Genomic DNA, 21,556 nt, shown 5'->3' on the forward strand with positions numbered 1-21,556 from the left:
GTTAGGTGAACACGGTCAAGGGCACGGAACGTCCGCAGGCGGCAACGCCGATGGACAAGTTGTGGCAGGATAACGGTGCCGAGCGCGGCACCCACGAGCCGGCGCTGGTGATCGACGTCGCCGGCTTCGAAGGTCCGCTCGACCTGTTGCTCTATCTCGCCCGCAACCAGAAGGTCGACCTGTCGCGCATTTCGGTGCTGGCGCTCGCAGAGCAATATCTGCTGTTCATCGAAAGCGCCCGGCGGATCCGCATCGAGCTCGCCGCCGATTACCTCGTCATGGCAGCCTGGCTTGCCTATCTCAAGTCGAAGCTGCTCATTCCCCAGCAGATCAAGGATGACGGCCCTTCCGGCGAGGAGCTGGCGGCAACGCTTGCCTTCCGGCTGAAACGCCTCGAAGCCATGCGCCAGGCGGCAGACGGCCTCGTCAATCGCAACCGCCTCGGCCGCGATATCTTCGTGCGTGGGGCGCCCGAGCATATTCCCGACCGGCAGCAATCCGCTTATGCGGCGAGCCTCTACGATCTCTTGACCGCCTATGCGGCACTACGCCAGCGCCATGCCGTCACCCAGGTAACGATCGAGCGGCGTACCGTCTGGTCGCTGACCGATGCCCGCGAGCTGCTGACCAAGATGATCGGCGAGGTCGCTGACTGGACGGCGATGGAGCATTATCTGCTGCGGTATCTCGCAGCGCCCGAGGAACGCGTCACCGCAATCGCCAGCGCCTTTGCCGCTTCGTTGGAGCTGGTGCGCGAGGGCAAGCTCGAGATCCGCCAGGACGGCGCTTTTCAGCCGATATACATGCGCCGCGGTCCCAAACATGCCACGCTGCAAGTGGTCGAACAGGAGCAGCCGGCTTGATCGATCCGAAGAGCGAAGAGGATTTCGAGGACAATTTCGAAGACAGGGGCGGCGACGTGCAGGCCGAGATCGAGGCCGAGCGTATCGCCGAGGCGCTGGTCTTCGCCTCCTCGCAGCCGGTCTCCGAAGGCTTCCTCGCCGAACGCCTGCCCGAGAAGACCGACGTGCATGCGATCATGCTGCGCCTGAAGGAGCAATATGCGCCGCGGGGCGTCAATCTCCTGCAGGTCGAAGGCGCCTGGGCCTTCCGCACCGCCGCCGACTTGTCCTTCGTCATCCGCCGTGATGACAATGAGGTGAAGAAGCTTTCACGCGCCGCACTGGAAGTGCTGGCGATCATCGCCTATCACCAGCCGGTGACACGTGCAGAAATCGAGGATATCCGCGGCGTCCAGACCTCGCGCGGCACGCTCGACGTGCTGATGGAAGCCGGCTGGGTGCGGTTTCGTGGCCGCCGGCGTACACCGGGCCGGCCGGTGACATTGGGCACGACACGCGATTTCCTCGACCATTTCGGTCTCGAAGAGCTGCGTGATCTGCCCGGTCTCGAAGAGTTGAAGGGAGCGGGCTTGCTGTCGGGCCGCATTCCGGCGAACTTCAATATTCCCTCGCCGTTGATGAACGACGAACTGACCGAGGACGAAGACCCGATCACCCAGATGGACCTCGAGGAACTGGGGTTGCTGGCGCCACGCGGCACCTCTGAAGATTGAAGGGCTTGCGTCTTGCTTTTGCCATGCATGGTGAAAACAATGGAGCCAGCACTTTTCGGCGGGTCAATGGCTTGTCACAAAGGGCGATACCGTGACATTAAGCTCAGTTCAAAGGACTTGATGTTGGAAACGGTGTCGGAAATCCTTACATCGTGGGAACATAGAAACAGGGAGTTAGGATAATGGGTTCTTTTAGCATGTGGCACTGGTTGATCGTTCTGGTCATCGTGCTGTTGTTGTTCGGTCGCGGCAAGATCCCGGAACTGATGGGCGACGTTGCCAAGGGCATCAAGAGCTTCAAGAAGGGCATGACGGACGACGACGCGCCGGATACGGCAAAGACCGTCGATCACAAGGCCGACGAAACGAAGTAACCAAGTCCGGGAAAAAGCGCAGCCCCCGCGCTTCCCGTCCAGGAGCCTTGCATGTTCGATATTGGCTGGACCGAGCTTTTGGTCATCGCGATCGTACTGATCGTGGTCGTCGGTCCCAAGGATTTGCCGCCGATGCTGCGCGCTTTCGGCAAGATGACGCAACGCGCCCGCAAGGTGGCGGGCGATTTCCGCGCGCAGTTCGATGAAGCGTTGCGCGAAGCCGAGCTTGACGATGTCCGCCAGACGATCAGCGACGCTCAGAAACTGAACCCGGTCAACAGCTTGCGCGAGGCGATGAACCCGCTTCGCCAGATGGGCAACGAGATCAAGGCCGACCTGCAGAAGGCGACCACGGTCACGGAGAACAAGACCGAGGTGCCGCCCGATGCTGTTGCAGCCCCGACGCCGTCGATGAGTCTGCCGGAAACGCCGCCATTGGTAGCGACACCTGCGCAGTCGGAACCCGTCGCAGCAGCGGCTGTCCAGGCCGATACGGTTGCCGCCAAGCCGAAACCCGTACGCAAGCCGCGCGTCAAGATTGCCGACAAGGTCGATGCTGCGGCTGCCGTTGCCGTGCCTGTGGAAAAACCGAAGCGCACGACGGCAGCCAGGAAGCCTGCAACGCCGAAGTCGCCTGCGCAGACGAAGAAGGACGAGGCATGAGCGGTGATACCGAAGACAAGCCGCAGCCGCTGATCGAGCACCTGATGGAGCTGCGTACGCGGCTGATGTGGTCGATCGGCGCGTTTTTCGTCGCCTTCATCGCATGCTTCTTTTTTGCCAAGCATCTCTTCAACTATCTGGTCATTCCCTACAAGACAGCGGTTCAGTGGGCGCATCTCGACGTCGAGAAGGCTCAGCTCATCTATACCGCGCCGCAGGAATTCTTCTTCACCCAGGTCAAGGTGGCGATGTTCGGCGGCCTTGTGGTCGCTTTCCCGATCATTGCCGCCCAGGTCTACAAGTTCGTGGCACCGGGTCTCTACAAGAACGAGCGCCAGGCTTTCCTGCCGTTCCTGATCGCCTCGCCGGTGCTGTTCCTGATGGGCGGCGCGCTCGTCTATTTCTTCTTCACGCCGATGGTCATGTGGTTCTTCCTGTCGATGCAGCAGGCGCCAGGTCATGACGAGATAGCCATCTCGCTGATGCCGAAGGTCTCGGAATATCTGAGCCTTATCATGACGCTGGTCTTCTCCTTCGGCCTCGTCTTCCAGCTTCCCGTCGTCACTACGCTGCTCGCCCGTGTCGGTCTTCTGACGTCGCAATGGCTCGCCGAAAAGCGCAAGTTTGCCATCGTGCTCGCCTTTGTCGTCGCCGCCGTGCTGACGCCGCCGGATCCGATGTCCCAAATCGGCCTTGCGATACCGACGATCCTTCTCTACGAGATTTCCATCTATGCGGCGCGACTCGTGGAGCGCCAGCGTGCTCGGCAGGCGGTCGAAAAGGAAACCGGATCCGCAGATGTTGCCAAGACGGACAGCATCTGAGCTGCGATCTCGAAATCCCTTTATGAACGCCGTCGACTGCTTAATCCTTAAATCGGAATCGGTTTAAGGAATTATGCAGCAATTCAAAGTGTTACAGTGTCCTTAGTGCGTCTGAAAAGCCGCGCGGCGCTGTAACATCCGGTCGAGGCCCGATCTGGCTTTGGCTGGGTCACCTCTGTTGCAACGACCTGGAACGACGATGCTCGATATCAAATGGATCCGTGAGAATCCCGAAGCGCTCGATGCCGCTCTTGCCAAGCGCGGCGCGGAGCCTCTGGCCCAAAGTCTCGTTGCTCTCGATGAAAAGCGCCGCTCCGCCGTGCAGAAGGCACAGGACTTGCTGTCCCGCCGCAACCTCGCCTCCAAGGAGATCGGCGCGGCGATGGCCCAGAAGAATAGCGAGCTTGCCGAGAAGCTGAAGGTGGAGGTCTCTGAACTCAAGACCCTGCTGCCGGCGATCGAGGAAGAGGACCGGCAACTGACGGCCGAACTCAACGACGCGCTCTCGCGCATCCCGAACATACCTTTCGACGACATCCCGGTCGGCAAGGACGAGCATGACAATGTCGTCACCCGCACCGTCGGCGAAAAGCCACGCTGGAACCACGCGCCGAAGGAGCACTTCGAAATCGGCGAGGCGCTCGGCTATATGGATTTCGAGCGCGCAGCCAAGCTCTCCGGCTCGCGCTTCACGGTTCTAACCGGGCCGCTCGCCAGGCTCGAGCGCGCGCTCGGCCAGTTCATGATCGATCTCCACACGAGCGAGCACGGCTATACCGAAGTCAGCTCGCCGCTGATGGTGCGCGACGAGGCCGTTTATGGCACCGCCCAGCTGCCGAAATTCGCCGATGATCTCTTCAGGACGACTGATGGACGCTGGTTGATCCCGACGGCCGAGGTGACGCTGACCAATCTCGTGCGCGAGGAAATCCTCGATCAGGAAAAGCTGCCGCTCCGCTTTACCGCATTGACGCCGTCCTTCCGCTCGGAAGCGGGCTCCGCCGGCCGCGATACGCGCGGCATGCTGCGCCAGCATCAGTTCTGGAAATGCGAGCTCGTCTCGATCACCGATGCCGAGAGCGCCGTTGCCGAGCATGAGCGCATGACCGCCTGCGCCGAGGAAGTGCTGAAGCGCCTCGGCCTGCATTTCCGCACCATGACGCTTTGCACCGGCGACATGGGCTTCGGCTCGCGCAAGACTTACGATCTCGAAGTCTGGCTGCCGGGGCAGAATGCCTTCCGTGAGATCTCGTCCTGCTCGGTCTGCGGCGATTTTCAGGGCCGGCGGATGAATGCGCGCTACCGCGGCAAGGACGACAAGAGCAACAAGTTCGTGCACACGCTGAACGGTTCCGGCACGGCCGTCGGCCGCTGCCTGATCGCCGTCCTTGAAAATTATCTGAACGAGGATGGTTCCGTCACGATTCCGGACGTTTTGCTGCCTTATATGGGCGGATTGACCAAAATCGAACAGGCGGCCTGAGGCGATGCGCATCCTGCTTACGAATGACGACGGCATTCACGCCGAAGGCCTTGCCGCGCTGGAGCGGATCGCGCGCACGCTGTCCGACGATGTCTGGATCGTCGCGCCCGAGACCGACCAGAGCGGCCTTGCCCATTCGCTGAGCCTCTCCGAACCTCTGAGGCTGCGCAAGATTTCCGAAAAGCATTTCGCCTTGCGCGGCACGCCGACCGATTGCGTCATCATGGGTATCAGGCAGGTGATGGACATCAAGCCGGATCTCGTCCTGTCCGGCGTCAATTCAGGCTCGAACGTCGCCGACGACGTGACCTATTCCGGCACGATCGCCGGCGCCATCGAGGGCACCATGCAGGGCGTGCGCTCCTTCGCGCTGAGCCAGGCCTATCTCTATGAGGACGGCGCGCGCATCGTGCCCTGGGAGGTCTGCGAGACGCATGCGCCGGCTCTTCTGGAAAAGCTGATGGTCCTGGACCTGCCGGAGGGCACGTTCCTCAATCTCAACTTCCCGAACTGCCGTCCCGACGAAGTCGACGGTGCCGAGGTGACCATGCAGGGTAAGCTCGCCTTCAATCTGCAGGTCGATGCCCGCTCCGACGGCCGGGGATTTCCTTACTACTGGCTGAAGTTCGGCGAACGCGCCGGCGCCTTCGTCGAAGGCACCGATATTCACGCCCTGAAGCATAATAAGATTTCGGTAACGCCTTTGAAACTGGATCTGACCGATTATTCCGTGACGGACCGCGTGGCGCGGGCCTTGGGATACGGAGAACAAGTTTGACGGCAAGACTGGCGGAGAAGGAGGGCTTTGCTGCGCTCGTCCTCAGATTGCGTGCCGAAGGCATCTCCGATCTCGATCTGCTGACGGCAGTCGAGCAGACGCAGCGCTCGCTGTTCGTGCCGCCGCAATTTGCCGACGACGCCTATTCGAGCCGGACGATCCCGATCGAATGCGGCTCCTTTCTCGAAGGCATCGATTTTGCCGTCCGCATCCTGCATCACCTGAAGCTCAAGCCCGGCCAGCGCGTCTTGGAGATCGGCACCGGAAGCGGCTTTACCGCCGCCGTGATGGGCCGCCTGGCCGAGCGTGTCCTGTCCATCGACCGCTACAAGACGCTGACGACGGCAGCGCAACGGCGCATGGAATCGCTTGGTTTGCGCAGCGTCGTCATCCGTCAGGCCGACGGCAGCGCCGGCATGCAGGGAGAGGGGACCTTCGATCGCATCCTGGTGACGGCCGCTTTCAACGCGATGCCGCGCTTTTATACCGACCAGCTCGTTTCCGGCGGCTCGATGATCGCGCCGCTGATGATTTCCGAGAACGAGTGTCGCATGGTGCGGCTGACGAAAACCGGTAGCCGTTTCGAACGCGAGGAACTGTTCGACGCTCCCTATCTGCCGATCGTTCCGCGCCTTGCCTCGCTGCTGTAGATGTGGATGATTTCAGGCCGCATCGGCCTGAAATCCGACCATCAAAACAACAGCGCATGAGGTTATGCGAAAGCCGCTCAGGCTTATTGGCATCATGCTCGGCACACTGCAATTTTTCACCCGTAAGCTATGGTTATCAATTTCTCAAAAATATCGTACTGATTCCAGCATCTTAACTGCGTGGTAATACTAACGCGTTTTAATAGACTCACAAATGGTTGCGTTCTCAGTGGGTCGAGTCATGCGTTTCAGTCTTTCGCCAAAGTTCGGGAAGTCGGCCGGTAATCTTCTGGTTGTTAGCCTGCTGGCAAGTGCCGCAACAGGCTGCAGTTCCGATGTGACACGGTTTGGCGGCTTGTTTTCCTCCTCCGGGCAGGACCAGATCACCACAAGTTCCATTCCGCGCAGGAATATGAACGGTTCTCAAGGTGATCCGGTGCCGCGCGCCGATCTTAGCGGTTCGGCCGTTGCCAGCCAGTCGGGCTACGGCGGCGGCAATGATGCGCTGAATCAGCCTTATCCCTCCCGCCAGGGTTACGATCCGACCCGCACGTCGAGCTCGAGCGCACGTCTCGCTTCCGCGCCGGTCTCAGTGCAGCGTTCAGAATTGGCCGCGCCGACCGCGGCGGCGCCCTCCCGGCAGCGGGAAAAGGAAGTCGCGCTCGCTCAGCCCTTCCCGACTGCGCCGCAAGCCGAAAGGCCCCGATTGGTGGCGCCGGCTGCGCCGAAGATGACGCCCGATACGCTGACGACCGGCACGACGCCGAAGGTTTCCGGCTGGTCCTCCACCAACGCTCCGTCGGTGACGCTACGTCCGGGTGAAAGCATCGCCACCCTCTCCAGGCGTTTTGGCGTACCGGAAAAGGAAATTCTTCGCGTCAATGCTCTGAAGACGGCATCTGCCGCCCAGCCCGGCCAGGCGATCCTGATCCCGACATTCAACGGCGGCAATGCCGCCAAGGCGGCATCGCAGGCGGCTGACCTTTCCAAGCCCGGCAAGATGCCGGATGCGCCGAAGGCGCCTGAGCAGAACGTTGCCGTCATTCCGGGCGCCAATTCCGCCCGCGATAAGACGCTGGCGAGTGCCGATGTCACCGGTAAACTTCCCGCCGGCGCCGGCAAGGATCCGAAGGCGCCTGCCGGCACCTATGTCGTCAAGCAAGGCGATTCCCTGGCAAAGATTGCCAAGGCGACCGGCAGCAATGTCGACGACCTTAAAGCCGCCAACAATCTTTCGGCCAGCTCGCTCCGCATCGGTCAGGCCCTGAAGATCCCGAACGGCACCGCCGACAATATCAAGACCGCCTCGATCCCGGCCGAGAAGGTCGATCCGAAGCCGACTCAGCCGGCGGCTGCCCAGCAGACGGCTTCCGTTCAGCCCGCGCCCTACAAGGCGCCGGCCGCCACCCAGACCGTCGACGATGTCGAGAAGAAGTCGGACGTCAGCTCCGCCGCGCCGGAATCGACCGGCATCGGCAAATATCGCTGGCCGGTGCGCGGTCAGGTCATTGCCTCATACGGTGCCAACGTCAACGGCAACCGCAATGACGGCATCGACATCTCGGTCCCGCAGGGCACGCCGATCAAGGCTGCCGAAAACGGCGTCGTCATCTATGCCGGCAACGGCCTGAAGGAACTCGGCAACACGGTTCTTGTCCGTCACGACGACGGCACCGTCACCGTCTACGGCAACGCCGATACGCTGAGCGTCACCCGCGGCCAGAAGATCCAGCGTGGCCAGACCGTCGCCGTCTCCGGCATGAGCGGCGACGTCAAGCAGCCGCAGGTCCATTTCGAGGTGCGCAAGGATGCGTCCCCAGTCAACCCGATGACTTTCCTGGAATAGGTACTGCGTACCAGGAAACGCAAAAGCCCGGCCACCAGCCGGGCTTTTGTCATTTGATGGATACCGCCCAAAAGTGTGCAGCGCTTTTAGGAGGACGACATGCAGAAGAAAAAGGATCGAAAGTGCCTTGCATGAATCAAGTCGGATGCGACGCGCTTTAGATGTTTAGTCCCGGTCGATGTGAACCCGCATGCGTCCGGCCAGATCCTGAATATATTGCCAGGCGACGCGGCCGGAGCGTGCGCCGCGCGTCGTTGCCCATTCCAGCGCTTCGGCATGCATCTTGTCGCGTTCGAGCCCGAGCTTGAAGTGATCGGCATAGCCGTCGATCATGCCGAGATAATCCTCCTGGCTGCATTTGTGAAAGCCGAGCCAGAGGCCGAAGCGGTCGGAAAGCGAAACCTTCTCCTCGACCGCCTCCGACGGATTGATCGCCGTCGACTGCTCGTTTTCCATCATGTGGCGCGGCAGCAGATGGCGTCGGTTGGAGGTGGCGTAGAACAGCACATTGTCCGGCCGCCCTTCGACGCCGCCGTCGAGTGCCGCCTTCAGCGACTTGTAGGCGGTGTCGTCGTGATCGAAGGAAAGATCGTCGCAGAAGACGATCACGCGGTAGGGTGTGTCCTTCAGGAGGTCGAGCAGATGGGGAAGGCTGGAGATATCCTCACGATGGACTTCTACCAGTTTCAGCAACACACTGCTTTCGCGCCTGACATCCTCGTGCACGGCCTTGACCAGCGAGGATTTGCCCATGCCTCGCGCGCCCCAGAGCAGCACATTGTTGGCGGCATAGCCCTCGGCGAAACGCACCGTATTCTCATGCAGAATGTCGCGCACGTGATCGACGCCGCGGATGAGCGTCAACGCCACCCGGTTCGGCCTCTTGACCGGCTGCAGATGCTGGCGCAATGGCGCCCAGACGAAACAGTCGGCGGCATCCCAGTCGTTGCGGGCGGGCGCCGGTCCGGCAAGACGTTCGACGGCGTCGGCGAGCCGTCTCAGTTCGGCAAGCAGGGCTGTGTTGATTTCCTCGGTCATCGACGGCCTCCTGATTTCTCGCTGCGGCAATCCGCTTTGATCTTTCGATGTCGGTTAGCATGGCGTTTTGAATGCGGAAAGGTTATGAGGCAGCGGAATCGGTACTGTTTCCGGCTGTTTCTGTTGCATTCATCGAAGCCGTAACTATAGTCCGGCAACCTGAAAAGAGAGGCGGAGTTCCGCCGCCCAAGCCTGAGGAGTTTAGCATGTTCATCACCCCGGCATTCGCCCAGAGCGCGACCGATACCGCAACGGGATTCGGCGGCTCCGGTTTCGAAATGATCATCCTGTTCGTGCCGCTGATGGTCGTCTGGTACTTCCTGCTGATCCGTCCGCAGCGCGCACAGGCAAAGAAGCGTGAGGAGACCCTGAAGGCGATCCGTCGCGGCGATCAGGTCGTCACCGGCGGCGGTCTCGTCGGCAAGGTCACCAAGGTCGTCGACGAAAAGGAAGTCGAAGTCGAGATTGCTGATGGCGTGCGCGTGCGCATCGTCCGCAGCGGCATCTCCGAAATTCGCGTCAAGGGTGAACCGGTCAAGGCCGACGCGGCGTAACAAGCGATAACGGCAGGACCGCCGGATCGGAAGATCGTCGAGAGAATGTTGCATTTTTCCCGCTGGAAAACACTTCTGATTTGGCTGGCCGCGTTTGCGGCCATCGTCATCGCTGCGCCCAATCTGCTGACTGAGGCGCAGCGATCCTCCCTGCCGGACTGGTTGCGGCACGACCGCGTAGTGCTTGGGCTCGACCTGCAGGGCGGCTCGCATATCGTTCTAAAGGTCGAGCGTTCCGACATCGTCAGGGACCGCCTGGAAGAGCTGGTCGCCAATGTGCGCAACGCGCTGCGTGGCGCCAGCATCCGCTATACCGGGCTGACCGGCAATGACCAGACCGTCACCGTCCGGATCACCGATCCGGCCCAGACACAGGCGGCGGTCGATCTGCTGAAGCCTTTGACGACGGCCGGCGGACATTCCGGATCTGAGGTTGCGCTGCAGCAGGGCGAAGAGGGGCAGCTCTCACTGCAGATTTCCGACGCCGGCATTACTGCTGACGTCGCTTCCGCCCGGACCCGCTCGCTCGATATCGTTGGCCGCCGCATCGCCGGATTCGGCTATGATAATTTCCTCGTTCACCCCGATGGCGCCGACCGGATCGTCGTGCAGGTGCTGGGATCGGTCGACGCGGAGCGGCTGAAGAATATCCTGAACCAGCCGGCCAAGCTTTCCTTTCATTTGATCGACGAAAGCATGTCGGGGCAGGAGGCGCTGAACGGCCGTTGGCCGGCGACATCGCAGGTGCTCTATTCGCTTGACGATCCGCCGATCCCCTATCTCGTCGACCGCACCGCTTTCGCCAACAGCGGCAACATGGTCGATATCGAGCCTGTCATCGACCCGCAGACGCAAGAGACCTCGATTGCCTACCGTCTCGATGCCGAAGGCACGCAGCGGTTGGCGCAGGCGACCGGGCAGAATATCGGCAAGCATCTTGCCATCGTCTTCGACGACCAGGTGATGTCGTCACCGGTCATCGATGCGGCGATCACCGGCGGCGAGGGCAGGATTTCGGCAAACTTCTCCGAGGATGGCGTCCGCGACCTTGCGATCATGCTGCGCGCCGGCGCCTTGCCAGCGACGCTGACCAGCGTTGAGGAACGCAGCGTCAGCCCGAGATTCGGCGCTGATTCCATCTTCAACGGCATCGTTGCCGGCCTCGTCGCCGTCGTATTGGTCGCGGCACTGATGATCGCGCTCTATCGCATCCTCGGCATCATCGCCGTCGCCTCGCTCTTCCTCAACCTGATCCTCATCGTCGCGGTGCTCAGCCTTGCCGGCGCGACGCTCACCTTGCCCGGGATTGCCGGCATCGTGCTGATTGTCGGCATGGCCGTCGACTCGAACGTTTTGATCTACGAGCGAATCCGCGAAGAGGAGAAGACCACTCATTCCTTTGCGGAGGCCGTCGGCCGCGGTTTCTCGCGCGCATTCGCAACGATCGTCGACGCCAATGTGACGATTTTCATTGCGGCCATCATCCTCTTCTTCCTCGGCAGCGAATCCATCCGCGGTTTCGCGGTGACGCTTGCGGTCGGCATCCTGACGACCGTCTTCACGGCTTTCACGCTGACGCGCTCGATCGTTGCCGTCTGGCTGAGCGCGCGCCATCCCCGGCATCTGCCGAAGAGCGTGCTGACGCATCTTTTCGAGCACGCCAATATCCGCTTCATGGGGATTCGCCGTTATGTCTTTACGGCCTCGGCGGTCATTTCGCTGATCGCCATGGCCGCCTTTGCCACCGTGGGCTTGCATCTCGGCGTCGATTTCACTGGCGGCTCGCTCATCGAGGTGACGGCAAAGCAGGCCAATGCCGAGATCGCCGATATCCACTCGCGCCTCAATGATCTCAATCTCGGCGATGTCAGTGTCGAGCGCACGGGCGGGCCGGCGAATGCGCGGATCCGCATCGCTTCCCAGGGTGGCGGCGAGAATGCCGAGCAGTCGGCGGCGACGCTGGTGCGCGGCGAGCTCCAGGAAGATTATGATTTTCGTCGCGTCGAGGTCGTCGGTCCCGCCATCTCGGGCGAATTGACGATGATGGCGACGCTCGGCGTGCTTGCAGCTCTTGCGGCGATCCTCATCTACATCTGGATCCGCTTCGAATGGCAATTCGCGGTCGGCGCCATCGTCGCAACGCTGCACGACGTCATCATCATGCTCGGTCTGTTCGTCCTCACCGGCATCGAGTTCAACCTGACGAGCATCGCCGCCGTACTGACCATCGTCGGTTATTCCTTAAACGATACGGTCGTGGTCTACGACCGAATGCGCGAAAATCTCAAACGATACAAGAAGATGCCGCTGCCGATCCTGATCGATGCCTCGATCAATCAGACGCTGTCTCGCACCGTTCTGACCGCGGCGACGACGCTGATCGCCTTGCTGGCGCTCTTTCTCTTCGGCGGCGAAGTCATCCGCTCCTTCACCTTTGCGATGCTCTTCGGCGTCGCTCTCGGCACCTTTTCTTCGATCTATATCGCTGCTCCTGTCTTGATCGTCTTCCGGCTGCGGCCGGAGGCTCCCGACGGGGAAGAGAGCAACAAGACGGATGCTGGTGTAAAATCCGGCACGGTGGTTTGAAAACATGGCAAAAGGCATAGAAATCCGCGCTGCGCATTTCCCCGGGCGCGCTCCGATCGATGCTTACGGCAATGGTGGCTTTCGTTTTGCCGACATGTCGCATCGCGGCTCGATCCTTTGCCTGCCCTCCGGCATTCATGGCTGGGACATGGATATGTCGAAACCGCTGTCGCCTCAAAACTTTCGCCGGGTGCTGGATGAGGCCGCCGATATCGAGGTTCTGCTCGTTGGTACCGGAACCGAGCTTCGCCGTCTGCCCGAGGAATTGAGGCTGGCGCTGAAGTCGCGCGGCATCTCCTCCGATCCGATGAGTACCGGAGCGGCGGTGCGCACCTTCAATATCATGCTCGCCGAGCAACGTGCCGTCGCCGCGGCGTTGATTGCGGTCTGACGATGACTGAAGCGAATATTGCGACGAACCAGGAGATCTGCCTGGCGATGCTGCGTGACAGCGATCGCGACCGCTATCTCGCCTGTCTGCTGTCGCCGGAGGCAAAGCGCGGCGCGCTTGCAGCTCTTTATGCCTTCAATGCCGAGCTTGCCCGCATCCGTGATCTCGTGCACGAGCCGTTGCCCGGCGAGGTACGGCTGCAATATTGGCACGATCTTCTGGAGGGCAGCGCGCATGGCTCGACAGCGGCCAATCCCGTTGCCGCAGCACTTCTGACCGCGATCGAAACGCACCGCCTGCCGCGCAAGACGCTGATCGACATGATCGAGGCCCGCGCCTTCGATCTCTATGACGATCCGATGGAGACACGTCTTTCGCTTGAAGGCTATGCCGGTGAAACGGCATCGGCCCTGATCCAGCTCGCAAGCCTGGTGCTTTCGCCGGAGGAAGCCGCACGATCGGCCGACGCCGCCGGCCATGCCGGGGTCGCCCAAGCGGTCGCCGGGCTGTTGCTGCTGATGCCAGTGCATCGCCGCCGCGGCCAGATCTATGTTCCGCTGCAGATCCTTTCGGCCACCGGTCTCGACCGCGATGCCTTCCTCGCCGGAAAAGACAGGCCGCGCATCTCTGCCGCCATCGAGGCCTTCGCCGGCCTCGGTCGCGAACATCTGGCAAAGGCGAGGGCGGCGGGGCCGATTGCGCCGGCCGTCTTTCCAGCCTTCCTGCCGGCGACGCTTGCCGAACCAGTGCTCATCAAGGCGCAGAAACGCGGCGCCTTGCTGTTCGACCGGCCGCTGCAGCCGCCGCAATGGCGCCGCCAGCTGCGGATGGGGCTGGCTGCTGCACGCCGAAAAATCTGATATCGGTCAAATTCGCGCAAGTCTCGCGCGCTACAAGGCTTCCACCGCTACCCTTTGAACGGAGACTCGGCGTGGGCATTATCGTCTGGTGCGTCCTTTTCGCCATCGTCATTTTCATTGCTTTCGTGGCAACACGAATGGCCGCGCAGAACAAGGAAGACGGCCTGCATGACACGGGCCTCGCCATTATCGAATTCGGTCGCGCCTTTCCGAACGAGGCGATCCGTCAGCTGCAGACGACGGAAAATGGCCAGGCCGTCTTCGTGCGTCTGCATGACAACAAGGCCGGCTTCATGCGCAACATGTCGCGCCATTTCGCCTGCCATCTGATCGAGCCGGGCCGGGTGCGCGTCGTGGGCTCGGAAACGGGCAGGGGCTTGGTGATCGACTTTCTCGATGCACCCTATCACAACGGCGATTTCCAATTTGCTTCTGCCAAGGAAGCCTCGGAAGTCTCGCTGTGGCTGCTCGGCAATTATATCGCCGAGCCGGATAAAGACCTGCCGCCCGGCAATATTTCGGCGGCGAACAAGCAGTAATGCATGCCGCCCAAAACCGTGCAGCGTTTTGCGACGACATGCATAAAGCAAAGACTTCAAGCGGGTCGCTTGAACCGGGTTCGATGCGACACGCATAGAAGCGCCGTTCAGGCGCTTTCGGCAAGCGTCGATTCTTGACCGAGCCAGGTCGCGCAGTCGGCAAGGGCGCGGCGAGCGATCAGCTGCCGCTTCATGATCGTCTTGTCCTTGCCGCGGAAGCGCTTGACGCCTTCAGGTTTGACGATCGAACCCGGCTGGAGCTCCGGAAACAACCCGAAATTGATGTTCATCGGCTGGAACGATCGTTTGCCCGGTTCCTCGTCGGTGACGAGGTGCCCACCGGTGATATGACCGAGCAGGGAGCCCAGCGCCGTCGTTGCCGGCGGCAGCGAGATCGCCTCGCCCTTGCGTTCCGCGGCAGCGAAACGCCCGGCCAGTAGACCGACGCTGGCGCTTTCCACATAACCCTCGCAACCCGTGATCTGGCCGGCAAAACGCAGGCCGGGCCGCGATTTCAGCGTCAGCGACGGGTCGAGCAGGGTGGGCGAGTTGATATAGGTATTACGGTGCAGGCCGCCGAGACGGGCAAATTCCGCATTTTCCAGACCCGGGATCATTCGGAAGATGTCCGCCTGCGCGCCATATTTCAATTTCGTCTGGAAGCCGACCATATTGTAAAGCGTGCCAAGTGCATTGTCCTGCCGCAGCTGCACGACGGCATAGGCCTTGACTGTCGGGTTATGCGCATTCGTCAGCCCCATCGGCTTCATCGGTCCGTGGCGCAGCGTCTCGCGGCCGCGTTCGGCCATCACCTCGATCGGCAGGCAGCCGTCGAAATAAGGCGTGCCTTCCCATTCCTTGAAACCGACCGTGTCGCCTGATATCAGCGCGTCGACGAAGGCATTGTACTGCGCCTCGTCCATCGGGCAGTTGATGTAATCCTTGCCGGTGCCGCCGGGGCCGACCTTGTCGTAGCGCGACTGATACCAGCAGATATCCATGTCGATGCTCTCGCGGTAGACGATCGGCGCGATGGCGTCGAAGAAAGCAAGCGAATCCTCGCCGGTTTCCTTCTGGATGGCGCTCGCGAGCGACGGAGCCGTCAGCGGTCCGGTGGCAACGATGGCAAGATCCCAGTCCCTCGGCGGCAGGCCGGTGATCTCTTCACGCACGACGGTGATGAGCGGGTGGTCATGGACCGCCTTGGTCACCGCCTCGGAGAAGCCGTCGCGATCGACGGCGAGCGCACCGCCGGCCGGTACCTGGCATCGATCGGCCGCGGCCATGATCAGCGAGCCCGCCATGCGCATCTCGGCATGGATGACGCCGACGGCATTGCTGGTCGCATCGTCGGAACGGAAGGAGTTGGAGCAGACGAGTTCGGCCAGGCCGTCGGTCTTGTGCGCATCTGTGCCGCGCACCCCGCGCATTTCATGCAGGATGACCGGGACGCCGGAACTGGCGATCTGCCAGGCGGCTTCCGAACCGGCAAGCCCGCCGCCGACGACGTGGATAGGGGAATAGGAGGAGATCGTGTTCATTCCGGGCTGATATCATGTCGGCCGGTGCGATCCAACACCCCGGAATCAAAAACGGCGCCCTGAGGCGCCGTCTTGGAAGCATCGCGCCCGCTATTAGCGGAACGAGCGGGATGCGATATTCCGGATGTCGTAACGGCTGACGCCGATATCGGACAGGGTCTGGTTCGAAAGGCCGCCGAGTTCGTTGAGCGTACGACGGTAGCTGAGCCAGCTTCTTGCAATGCGGATCGGGTTCATTGTCTTCTTCCTATGTCCGCGGGACGGCGGGATCGCCTGTCTCTCTGCGGTTGATGTTTATATAGGCGCGATCCGTCCGATTGTGCAGTGCAAATAAAAGGCGTCTGCCATGCAATTGTGCACTATGATGCTCGACAATTAGGCGGTGAATATTTTTTGAGCGAGCTAATCAAGCGGAAAAACATGCAACCGCCGCGGCCAACCCGTTAAGACAAAAGAAAACGCCCGCTGTGGGTACAGCGGGCGTTTCGATCGAGAACAATCGTGCCTGGGAGGAGCAGCGATCGCCTTGAATTAGCGGGAAGAAGCCTCACGGGCAACGCGATGGATGTCCGAACGGTCGATGCCGAGATCGTGCAATTCGCGGTTGGTCATGCGGCCGAGTTCCGTGATGGTCTGACGATACTTGCGCCAGTTATTGAAAGAGCGAGAGAAGTTCATGTTAAGCCCCTTTCCGAGGGTTTCATCTGCCAGCAGCCACCGATCGGCGCTGACCTCTATTTGATGACCCGAATATATGTTGCGACGCGAAAGACTAAAACACACAAGTTTTCAGATCACCTATGCGAGCTATGCAATGCTTAAAGGGTATTTGACGCAGACTTACCGTTTTTTGGTCAACGAATAGGCAGAATGACTTTTGAGAAAGCAATTCGATTTGGAGAGGCGAATGCGGTCTCGTTGCGGAAAAACGCTACTTCCTCCGGCGGTTCCGCGTCCATTCGGTGCAAAGAGGCGTGCCGCTTCGGATCGGACGTCGCCCACCTCTTCGCAAGGCTGGTGGGGCGGCGTGACGGCATGTGGCATGACGGCGCCATGTGACGAAAATCCTCTCACTGCCAAGGCTATAATGAAGCTTTCGCTAAACAAAAACGCCCGCCGGGGGAGGATCCGGCGGGCGTGTTATGGTGACTGACAACTGGGAGGAGGAGTGTTGTCAGTCTATCGCAGCGCGCTGGGAGGAGGAGTGCGCAGCTGCGAATCTCGTCACGGACAAAGCATCCGCGGGCGTCCGGCTAATACCGGGCCGGGGCGCCATCCCCGTGCTTCGATGCGTTAATCAATAGTATGACTAATGAGTATTGTGCAGTGCAATAAATTCATGGGGGATATGCGAAAATTGCATACCTCTCCGTTCATAAGCTTATATTAGCGCTTATGACGTTAGCGGCCGGTTAACACTCGATACTATTTAGACCAATGAGGAACTTGTATATTTGTCGCAAGAGCGTTTGCGAACACCCTTGCTGCGTCTATAACGGCGTGAGCTGCAGCGCCGCAGTCGACGTTGCGGAAATCGAGGGGTTGAGCATGTATCGCGGCAGATTGGAGCGGGATCTCTCACTCTGGGTGGGTAAGGGCCTGCTCGGGCAGGAAACGGCAGGTGCGCTACTCGCCGAATATGACAGCCGCCCGGCAAGCTTCAGCCTCGGCCGGGTGCTGATGGCGCTGGCAGCGGTGCTGCTTGCAGCTGCCATCCTGCTTGTCGTCGCCTCCAACTGGGAGGCCATTCCGCGCCTCGTGCGCGTGGGTGGCATCCTTGCCCTGATCTGGGTAGTGCATATCGCCGCCGCCAGGATGCTTGCCCGCGGTGCGACAGCGGCCGCAGGCGGGTTGCTCGTCATCGGCGCGATGAGTTTCGGCGGCGCCATCTCGCTGGTCGGGCAGATGTATCATCTCTCCGGCGACGAGCAGACGGTGATGTATCTGTGGTTCGCGATTGCGACGATCTCGGCGATCCTGTTCCGTTCGGGCGCCGTGACCGTAGTCGCCGGCTTCCTCTCCTGGGCGTCCTTCGCCGTCTATCTTGAGAATAACGACACGCACTGGATAGGGTTCGCCCCCTGGATGGCGCCCGTCATGGCGGTGATCGTCATCGGGCTGGTGCGGTATACCGGCGCCGAGCGGGCCCGCCACCTGGCCTACCTGCTGCTGATCGGCTGGCTTGCCTGGCTCTATACTCTTTATGAGGAGATCGCCGTGGCGCTTGCCTTTGCAATCGGCGGCATGGCGGCATTCGTGCTGACGGCCTTGCCCCCCAGGCCTATTGCCTCCTTGGTCAGAACCGCCGGTGCGGCGCCGGCCTTCTACAGCTTCCTCGTCGCCGTAATCGGCTTCCTGCTGCTGCATATCGAGATCGAGGATGGCTGGCGGCTGGTGGTGCTCGGAGTGGTGACGCTTGCCGCTTCCGTGCTGGCGATCGTCCTGCGTGGCAGGGATAATGGCGCGGTGCGATATCTCGCCTACGCGACCTTTGCCGCGGAGATGCTCTATCTCGCCTCCGTCACCGTCGGCTCGATCCTCGGCACGTCGAGCCTCTTCCTCTTCTCCGGTCTCGTGGTGGCGCTTGTCGCTTGGATGGTCATCCGTCTCGAACGGCGTTTTTCGGCGAATGCACAGGGGGAGCGCGCATGAGCTCGTTCATAGCAAGGCTGCAATCCGGCAAGGGCTATCTGCTTTCGGCGATCATCGTCGCCGGTCTGCAGACCCTTATCCTCGGCACGATCATCCAGAGCCGGGCGTCGATCCTCAGCGACGGCGCCGAGGTGCTGCTGAAGACGGCGCCCGTCGATCCGCGCGATTTCCTGCGCGGCGACTATGTCGTCTTGAACTACGACATTTCCTCGGTGCCGGTGCAGACGGTTTCCGGCGGTATTCCGGCCGAGGCCGGCGAACGGGTGTTATGGGTCCGGTTGAAGAAGCAGGAGGACGGTTTCTGGACGGTGACCGAATCGTCCTTTCACGAGCTGCCTCCGCAGCCGGAGACCGTGATCCTGCGCAGCCAGCCATTTTATAGTGGCGGACTTGCCGCCGGCGACAGCATGCGTGTCGAATACGGCATTGAGCGCTACTACGTTCCAGAAGGCCAGGGCAAGCCGATCGAGGAGGCCCGCAATGACGGCAATGTCGCCATCGCAGTGCGTGTCTCGCCTGATGGAAGCGCGCAGATCCGCAGTCTGCTGGTTGACGGCAAGCCGGTTTACGACGAGCCGCTTTACTGATCGCGTCGCACTTCGGGGCAGGGCGGTTCCGGGGCTGCAAATCCCCTGTCATTTGCCGTTCATTTTTCCTTTGCCTCGACCAAATCGGGTGATATAGAGACGCCGCGCTCCGGAAGGCCTCATGCGCAGGCATAGGCATGCGGTTTTGTGAACGCGGGTATGGTGAAATTGGTAGACACGCCAGATTTAGGTTCTGGTGCCGCAAGGCGTGGGAGTTCAAGTCTCTCTACCCGCACCAAGCTGTTTGCAGGCGGGAGACTAAGAATCGGTTGTTCCAGAACAATTGAGAGTTGTCCCGAATAGCCCGCGAGTGCCATTCCGCTTTGGGCGGAATGATATGGAATTGGGAAAAGCCACGCGCGGCAGGATCGCCGGCGTCGTGCTCATCGAAACGAACGGCGTCTGGGCACGGCCGCCACGAAATGAAGGTAGGAAGACATGCAGGTTATCGAAACGCTCGCTGAAGGGCTGAAGCGCGAAATCAAGGTCGTTATCCCGGCCAAGGACATGCAAGACAAGATGAATGAGCGTCTTGCCGATGTGAAGGACAAGGTTCGCATCAACGGTTTCCGTCCGGGCAAGGTCCCCGCCGCTCACCTGAAGAAGGTCTACGGCAAGTCGATCATGGCCGACCTCGTCAACGAGATCGTCCGCGAGCAACCGGCCGCCATCCTGTCCAGCCGCGGCGAGAAGTCGGCCACGCAGCCGGAAATCGCCATGACTGAGGACAAGGACGAAGCCGACAAGATCCTCGCCGCCGAGCAGGATTTCGAATTCACGCTCTCCTATGAAGTGCTGCCGCCGATCGAACTGAAGTCGGTCAAGGGCATCAAGGTCACGCGCGAAGTCATCGACATCTCGGACGACGAAGTCAACGAGCAGGTCCTGAAGGTCGCCGAAAGCGCCCGCGCCTACGAGACCAAGACCGGCAAGGCCGCGAACGGCGACCGCATCACCATGGATTACGTCGGCAAGGTCGACGGTGAAGCCTTCGAGGGCGGCACCGACCAGGGCGCCGAACTGGTGCTCGGCTCCGGTCGCTTCATTCCGGGCTTCGAAGACCAGCTCGTCGGCATCAAAGCCGGCGCCGAGAAGACCATCACCGTGACCTTCCCGGCCGACTACCCGGCCAAGAACCTCGCCGGCAAGGAAGCGACCTTCGACGTCTCAGTCAAGGAAGTCGCCGCACCTGCCGATGTCGAGATCAACGACGAACTCGCCTCCAAGCTCGGCATCGAATCCGCTGACCGCCTTAAGGAAATCGTCCGTGGCCAGATCGAATCGCAGTACGGTTCGCTGACCCGCCAGAAGCTGAAGCGTCAGATCCTCGACCAGCTCGACGAGATGTACAAGTTCGAGACCCCGAACTCGCTCGTCGACGCGGAATATAACGGCATCTGGAGCCAGGTGAACAACGACCTCGCCCAGTCTGGCAAGACCTTCGAGGACGAAGACACGACCGAAGAGAAGGCTCGCGAGGAATACAAGACGCTCGCAGAGCGTCGCGTTCGCCTCGGCCTCGTTCTCTCCGAAATCGGTGAAAAGGCCGGCGTCGAGGTCAGCGAAGACGAGATGCAGCGCGCCATCTATGATCAGCTGCGCCAGTATCCGGGCCAGGAAAAGCAGATCCTCGAATTCTTCCGCAGCCAGCCGGGTGCCGCCGCTTCGATCCGCGCACCGATCTTCGAAGAGAAGGTCATCGATCACCTGCTGACCGAAATCGACGTCACCGACAAGAAGGTGACCAAGGAAGAGCTGCTCGCCGAGGAAGAGGGCGAAGCCAAGGCCGAAACCAAGAAGGCCGCACCGAAGAAGAAGGCTGCCGCCAAGGCCGAAGCAGCTGACGCCGTTGAAGGCGACGAAGCCGCACCGAAGAAGAAGGCTGCTCCGAAGAAGAAGGCGGCTGACGAAAGCGCCGAATAATCGCTTTTTTAGTTCAGAAGTTTGGAAGGCCTCGCCATCGTGCGGGGCCTTTTTCTTTTATCCAGGGCAGTTTCATTCTCGCCGCCTACTCCATTGTGTTTAGTCATCTTGAACAACAAATAGTTGCATTAGCGTATAATTAGATGCAGATTTCGCTGATGGTGGGAGGGACCTGAAAATGACTGCAAAGCATGATATGAAGAAGCTCGTGGAGGAAATCTATGCTGTGCGTGACCGCGGTGATATCGAGGGCACGCTGGCGCTGACTGGTGAGGATTGCACCTTTCGCATTGTCGGCAATGCACGGCTGGGGCCTTTTTCGTCTGAAGCAGCCGGGCCCCATGCCTTTCGTCAAGCAATAACGCAGCTTATCACTGAATGGGATCTGTCAGCTATCAGGACAGTCGGAATCCATGTGGACGAGGACGACCATGTGGTTTTTGCGCATCGCGAAGGCGAGGTCAGGTATATCCCGTCGGGCGTGAGCTTCCATACGGAATTCGTCGACAAGATCCATTTCAAGGACGGGAAGCCAGTCAAGATTGTCGAATTCCTCGACACGCTGCAGGTCGCCGAGACGAGCCAGATTATCCAAATCGCTTAGAGCATGTCGCGCAAAACTGCGCAGCGGTTTTGCGCAGAACGAAAGTCGGAGCCTCCAAGCTTCGACTTTGAAGTCATCCATGATTTC

At 60.7% G+C, this 21,556-nt stretch carries 22 protein-coding genes and 1 tRNA gene; 19 read left to right on the plus strand and 4 right to left on the minus strand.

Annotated features, from left to right (window positions below):
- Positions 1-5 precede the first annotated feature (5 nt).
- The 9 genes from ACM5SV_RS18160 (at position 6) to ACM5SV_RS18200 (ending at position 8,194) form a co-directional block, all read left to right on the plus strand.
- Positions 6-863 (plus strand): segregation and condensation protein A, encoded by an 858-nt coding sequence (locus tag ACM5SV_RS18160; RefSeq protein WP_222015729.1) that lies wholly within the window; start codon positions 6-8, stop codon positions 861-863.
- Positions 860-1,576, plus strand: coding sequence for an SMC-Scp complex subunit ScpB (gene scpB / locus ACM5SV_RS18165; RefSeq protein WP_222015730.1), 717 nt, complete (start codon positions 860-862; stop codon positions 1,574-1,576). Before ACM5SV_RS18160 ends, scpB begins: the two co-directional genes overlap by 4 nt.
- Positions 1,577-1,758: 182 nt before the next feature.
- Positions 1,759-1,950: a twin-arginine translocase TatA/TatE family subunit gene (locus tag ACM5SV_RS18170; protein ID WP_012483600.1), complete on the plus strand. Its 192-nt coding sequence runs from the start codon at positions 1,759-1,761 to the stop codon at positions 1,948-1,950.
- A 51-nt stretch (positions 1,951-2,001) separates the two neighbouring features.
- Positions 2,002-2,613, plus strand: coding sequence for a Sec-independent protein translocase protein TatB (tatB, locus tag ACM5SV_RS18175; RefSeq protein WP_222015731.1), 612 nt, complete (start codon positions 2,002-2,004; stop codon positions 2,611-2,613).
- Positions 2,610-3,437: a twin-arginine translocase subunit TatC gene (tatC, locus tag ACM5SV_RS18180; RefSeq protein WP_222004662.1), complete on the plus strand. Its 828-nt coding sequence runs from the start codon at positions 2,610-2,612 to the stop codon at positions 3,435-3,437. Before tatB ends, tatC begins: the two co-directional genes overlap by 4 nt.
- Positions 3,438-3,636: 199 nt before the next feature.
- A complete protein-coding gene (gene serS / locus ACM5SV_RS18185; protein ID WP_222015732.1) occupies positions 3,637-4,920 on the plus strand; it encodes a serine--tRNA ligase in 1,284 nt (427 codons plus the stop codon).
- A 4-nt stretch (positions 4,921-4,924) separates the two neighbouring features.
- On the plus strand, positions 4,925-5,698 hold the full coding sequence (surE, locus tag ACM5SV_RS18190; RefSeq protein WP_222015734.1) for a 5'/3'-nucleotidase SurE: 774 nt from the start codon (positions 4,925-4,927) through the stop codon (positions 5,696-5,698).
- Positions 5,695-6,348: a protein-L-isoaspartate(D-aspartate) O-methyltransferase gene (locus ACM5SV_RS18195; RefSeq protein ID WP_012757244.1), complete on the plus strand. Its 654-nt coding sequence runs from the start codon at positions 5,695-5,697 to the stop codon at positions 6,346-6,348. Before surE ends, ACM5SV_RS18195 begins: the two co-directional genes overlap by 4 nt.
- A 241-nt stretch (positions 6,349-6,589) precedes the next feature.
- Positions 6,590-8,194 carry a M23 family metallopeptidase gene (locus ACM5SV_RS18200; RefSeq protein WP_222015735.1) on the plus strand — a complete coding sequence of 535 codons (1,605 nt, stop codon included), beginning with the start codon at positions 6,590-6,592 and terminating at the stop codon, positions 8,192-8,194.
- A 165-nt stretch (positions 8,195-8,359) separates the two neighbouring features.
- Here the strand turns inward: ACM5SV_RS18200 and ACM5SV_RS18205 are convergent, their stop codons facing one another.
- Positions 8,360-9,232 (minus strand): ATP-binding protein, encoded by an 873-nt coding sequence (locus ACM5SV_RS18205; RefSeq protein ID WP_012757246.1) that lies wholly within the window; start codon positions 9,230-9,232, stop codon positions 8,360-8,362.
- Between the two features lie 206 nt (positions 9,233-9,438).
- On the opposite strand from ACM5SV_RS18205, the gene yajC reads away from it, so the two are divergent.
- The 5 genes from yajC to ACM5SV_RS18230 all read left to right on the plus strand — a co-directional run bounded on the left by yajC (position 9,439) and on the right by ACM5SV_RS18230 (position 14,162).
- Positions 9,439-9,786 carry a preprotein translocase subunit YajC gene (yajC, locus tag ACM5SV_RS18210; protein WP_003558894.1) on the plus strand — a complete coding sequence of 116 codons (348 nt, stop codon included), beginning with the start codon at positions 9,439-9,441 and terminating at the stop codon, positions 9,784-9,786.
- A gap of 45 nt (positions 9,787-9,831) precedes the next feature.
- A complete protein-coding gene (gene secDF, locus ACM5SV_RS18215) occupies positions 9,832-12,372 on the plus strand; it encodes a protein translocase subunit SecDF (protein WP_012757247.1) in 2,541 nt (846 codons plus the stop codon).
- Positions 12,373-12,376: 4 nt separating this feature from the next.
- Positions 12,377-12,763, plus strand: coding sequence for an Mth938-like domain-containing protein (locus ACM5SV_RS18220; RefSeq protein ID WP_222015736.1), 387 nt, complete (start codon positions 12,377-12,379; stop codon positions 12,761-12,763).
- A 2-nt stretch (positions 12,764-12,765) separates the two neighbouring features.
- Positions 12,766-13,623: a phytoene/squalene synthase family protein gene (locus tag ACM5SV_RS18225; RefSeq protein ID WP_222015737.1), complete on the plus strand. Its 858-nt coding sequence runs from the start codon at positions 12,766-12,768 to the stop codon at positions 13,621-13,623.
- Positions 13,624-13,694: 71 nt separating this feature from the next.
- A complete protein-coding gene (locus ACM5SV_RS18230; RefSeq protein ID WP_017993777.1) occupies positions 13,695-14,162 on the plus strand; it encodes a hypothetical protein in 468 nt (155 codons plus the stop codon).
- A gap of 107 nt (positions 14,163-14,269) precedes the next feature.
- Here the strand turns inward: ACM5SV_RS18230 and trmFO are convergent, their stop codons facing one another.
- From trmFO to ACM5SV_RS18245, 3 genes are all read right to left on the minus strand, one after another.
- Entirely contained in the window at positions 14,270-15,703 is a 1,434-nt protein-coding gene (trmFO, locus tag ACM5SV_RS18235; protein ID WP_222015738.1) for a methylenetetrahydrofolate--tRNA-(uracil(54)-C(5))-methyltransferase (FADH(2)-oxidizing) TrmFO, read from the minus strand.
- A 93-nt stretch (positions 15,704-15,796) separates the two neighbouring features.
- Positions 15,797-15,940, minus strand: coding sequence for a DUF1127 domain-containing protein (locus ACM5SV_RS18240; protein ID WP_003539017.1), 144 nt, complete (start codon positions 15,938-15,940; stop codon positions 15,797-15,799).
- A gap of 294 nt (positions 15,941-16,234) precedes the next feature.
- Complete coding sequence (locus ACM5SV_RS18245; protein WP_012757251.1) at positions 16,235-16,381, minus strand: DUF1127 domain-containing protein; 147 nt, start codon at positions 16,379-16,381, stop codon at positions 16,235-16,237.
- Positions 16,382-17,251: 870 nt separating this feature from the next.
- Here ACM5SV_RS18245 and ACM5SV_RS18250 point away from each other — a divergent pair.
- The 5 genes from ACM5SV_RS18250 (at position 17,252) to ACM5SV_RS18270 (ending at position 21,469) form a co-directional block, all read left to right on the plus strand.
- Complete coding sequence (locus tag ACM5SV_RS18250) at positions 17,252-18,355, plus strand: DUF2157 domain-containing protein (RefSeq protein WP_012757252.1); 1,104 nt, start codon at positions 17,252-17,254, stop codon at positions 18,353-18,355.
- Positions 18,352-18,942 (plus strand): GDYXXLXY domain-containing protein, encoded by a 591-nt coding sequence (locus ACM5SV_RS18255; RefSeq protein ID WP_222015739.1) that lies wholly within the window; start codon positions 18,352-18,354, stop codon positions 18,940-18,942. The genes ACM5SV_RS18250 and ACM5SV_RS18255 overlap by 4 nt, the downstream gene beginning before the upstream one ends.
- 153 nt (positions 18,943-19,095) lie before the next feature.
- Positions 19,096-19,180 (plus strand) — tRNA-Leu (locus ACM5SV_RS18260).
- 200 nt (positions 19,181-19,380) lie between these two features.
- Positions 19,381-20,865, plus strand: a complete 1,485-nt coding sequence (gene tig, locus ACM5SV_RS18265; protein ID WP_012757254.1) for a trigger factor — start codon at positions 19,381-19,383, stop codon at positions 20,863-20,865.
- A gap of 178 nt (positions 20,866-21,043) precedes the next feature.
- The gene (locus tag ACM5SV_RS18270; RefSeq protein WP_012757255.1) at positions 21,044-21,469 is read left to right on the plus strand and encodes a nuclear transport factor 2 family protein; all 426 of its coding nucleotides are present in this window, start codon (positions 21,044-21,046) and stop codon (positions 21,467-21,469) included.
- Positions 21,470-21,556 lie beyond the last annotated feature (87 nt).

Source organism: Rhizobium sp. CRRU65 (genome assembly GCF_048551595.1).
GTDB classification, from domain to species: domain Bacteria; phylum Pseudomonadota; class Alphaproteobacteria; order Rhizobiales; family Rhizobiaceae; genus Rhizobium; species Rhizobium leguminosarum_J.

What these genes read in the sequence shown, in the direction of transcription:
- serS (WP_222015732.1), top strand. Translation starts at nt 3,637, where the DNA reads ATGCTCGATATCAAATGGATCCGTGAGAATCCCGAAGCGCTCGATGCC.
- tatC (WP_222004662.1), top strand. Translation starts at nt 2,610, where the DNA reads ATGAGCGGTGATACCGAAGACAAGCCGCAGCCGCTGATCGAGCACCTG.
- tig (WP_012757254.1), top strand. Translation starts at nt 19,381, where the DNA reads ATGCAGGTTATCGAAACGCTCGCTGAAGGGCTGAAGCGCGAAATCAAG.
- ACM5SV_RS18170 (WP_012483600.1), top strand. Translation starts at nt 1,759, where the DNA reads ATGGGTTCTTTTAGCATGTGGCACTGGTTGATCGTTCTGGTCATCGTG.
- surE (WP_222015734.1), top strand. Translation starts at nt 4,925, where the DNA reads ATGCGCATCCTGCTTACGAATGACGACGGCATTCACGCCGAAGGCCTT.
- ACM5SV_RS18200 (WP_222015735.1), top strand. Translation starts at nt 6,590, where the DNA reads ATGCGTTTCAGTCTTTCGCCAAAGTTCGGGAAGTCGGCCGGTAATCTT.
- secDF (WP_012757247.1), top strand. Translation starts at nt 9,832, where the DNA reads ATGTTGCATTTTTCCCGCTGGAAAACACTTCTGATTTGGCTGGCCGCG.
- ACM5SV_RS18250 (WP_012757252.1), top strand. Translation starts at nt 17,252, where the DNA reads ATGTATCGCGGCAGATTGGAGCGGGATCTCTCACTCTGGGTGGGTAAG.
- ACM5SV_RS18220 (WP_222015736.1), top strand. Translation starts at nt 12,377, where the DNA reads ATGGCAAAAGGCATAGAAATCCGCGCTGCGCATTTCCCCGGGCGCGCT.
- trmFO (WP_222015738.1), bottom strand. Translation starts at nt 15,703, where the DNA reads ATGAACACGATCTCCTCCTATTCCCCTATCCACGTCGTCGGCGGCGGG.
- tatB (WP_222015731.1), top strand. Translation starts at nt 2,002, where the DNA reads ATGTTCGATATTGGCTGGACCGAGCTTTTGGTCATCGCGATCGTACTG.
- yajC (WP_003558894.1), top strand. Translation starts at nt 9,439, where the DNA reads ATGTTCATCACCCCGGCATTCGCCCAGAGCGCGACCGATACCGCAACG.
- ACM5SV_RS18205 (WP_012757246.1), bottom strand. Translation starts at nt 9,232, where the DNA reads ATGACCGAGGAAATCAACACAGCCCTGCTTGCCGAACTGAGACGGCTC.
- ACM5SV_RS18240 (WP_003539017.1), bottom strand. Translation starts at nt 15,940, where the DNA reads ATGAACCCGATCCGCATTGCAAGAAGCTGGCTCAGCTACCGTCGTACG.
- ACM5SV_RS18245 (WP_012757251.1), bottom strand. Translation starts at nt 16,381, where the DNA reads ATGAACTTCTCTCGCTCTTTCAATAACTGGCGCAAGTATCGTCAGACC.
- ACM5SV_RS18270 (WP_012757255.1), top strand. Translation starts at nt 21,044, where the DNA reads ATGACTGCAAAGCATGATATGAAGAAGCTCGTGGAGGAAATCTATGCT.
- ACM5SV_RS18255 (WP_222015739.1), top strand. Translation starts at nt 18,352, where the DNA reads ATGAGCTCGTTCATAGCAAGGCTGCAATCCGGCAAGGGCTATCTGCTT.
- ACM5SV_RS18225 (WP_222015737.1), top strand. Translation starts at nt 12,766, where the DNA reads ATGACTGAAGCGAATATTGCGACGAACCAGGAGATCTGCCTGGCGATG.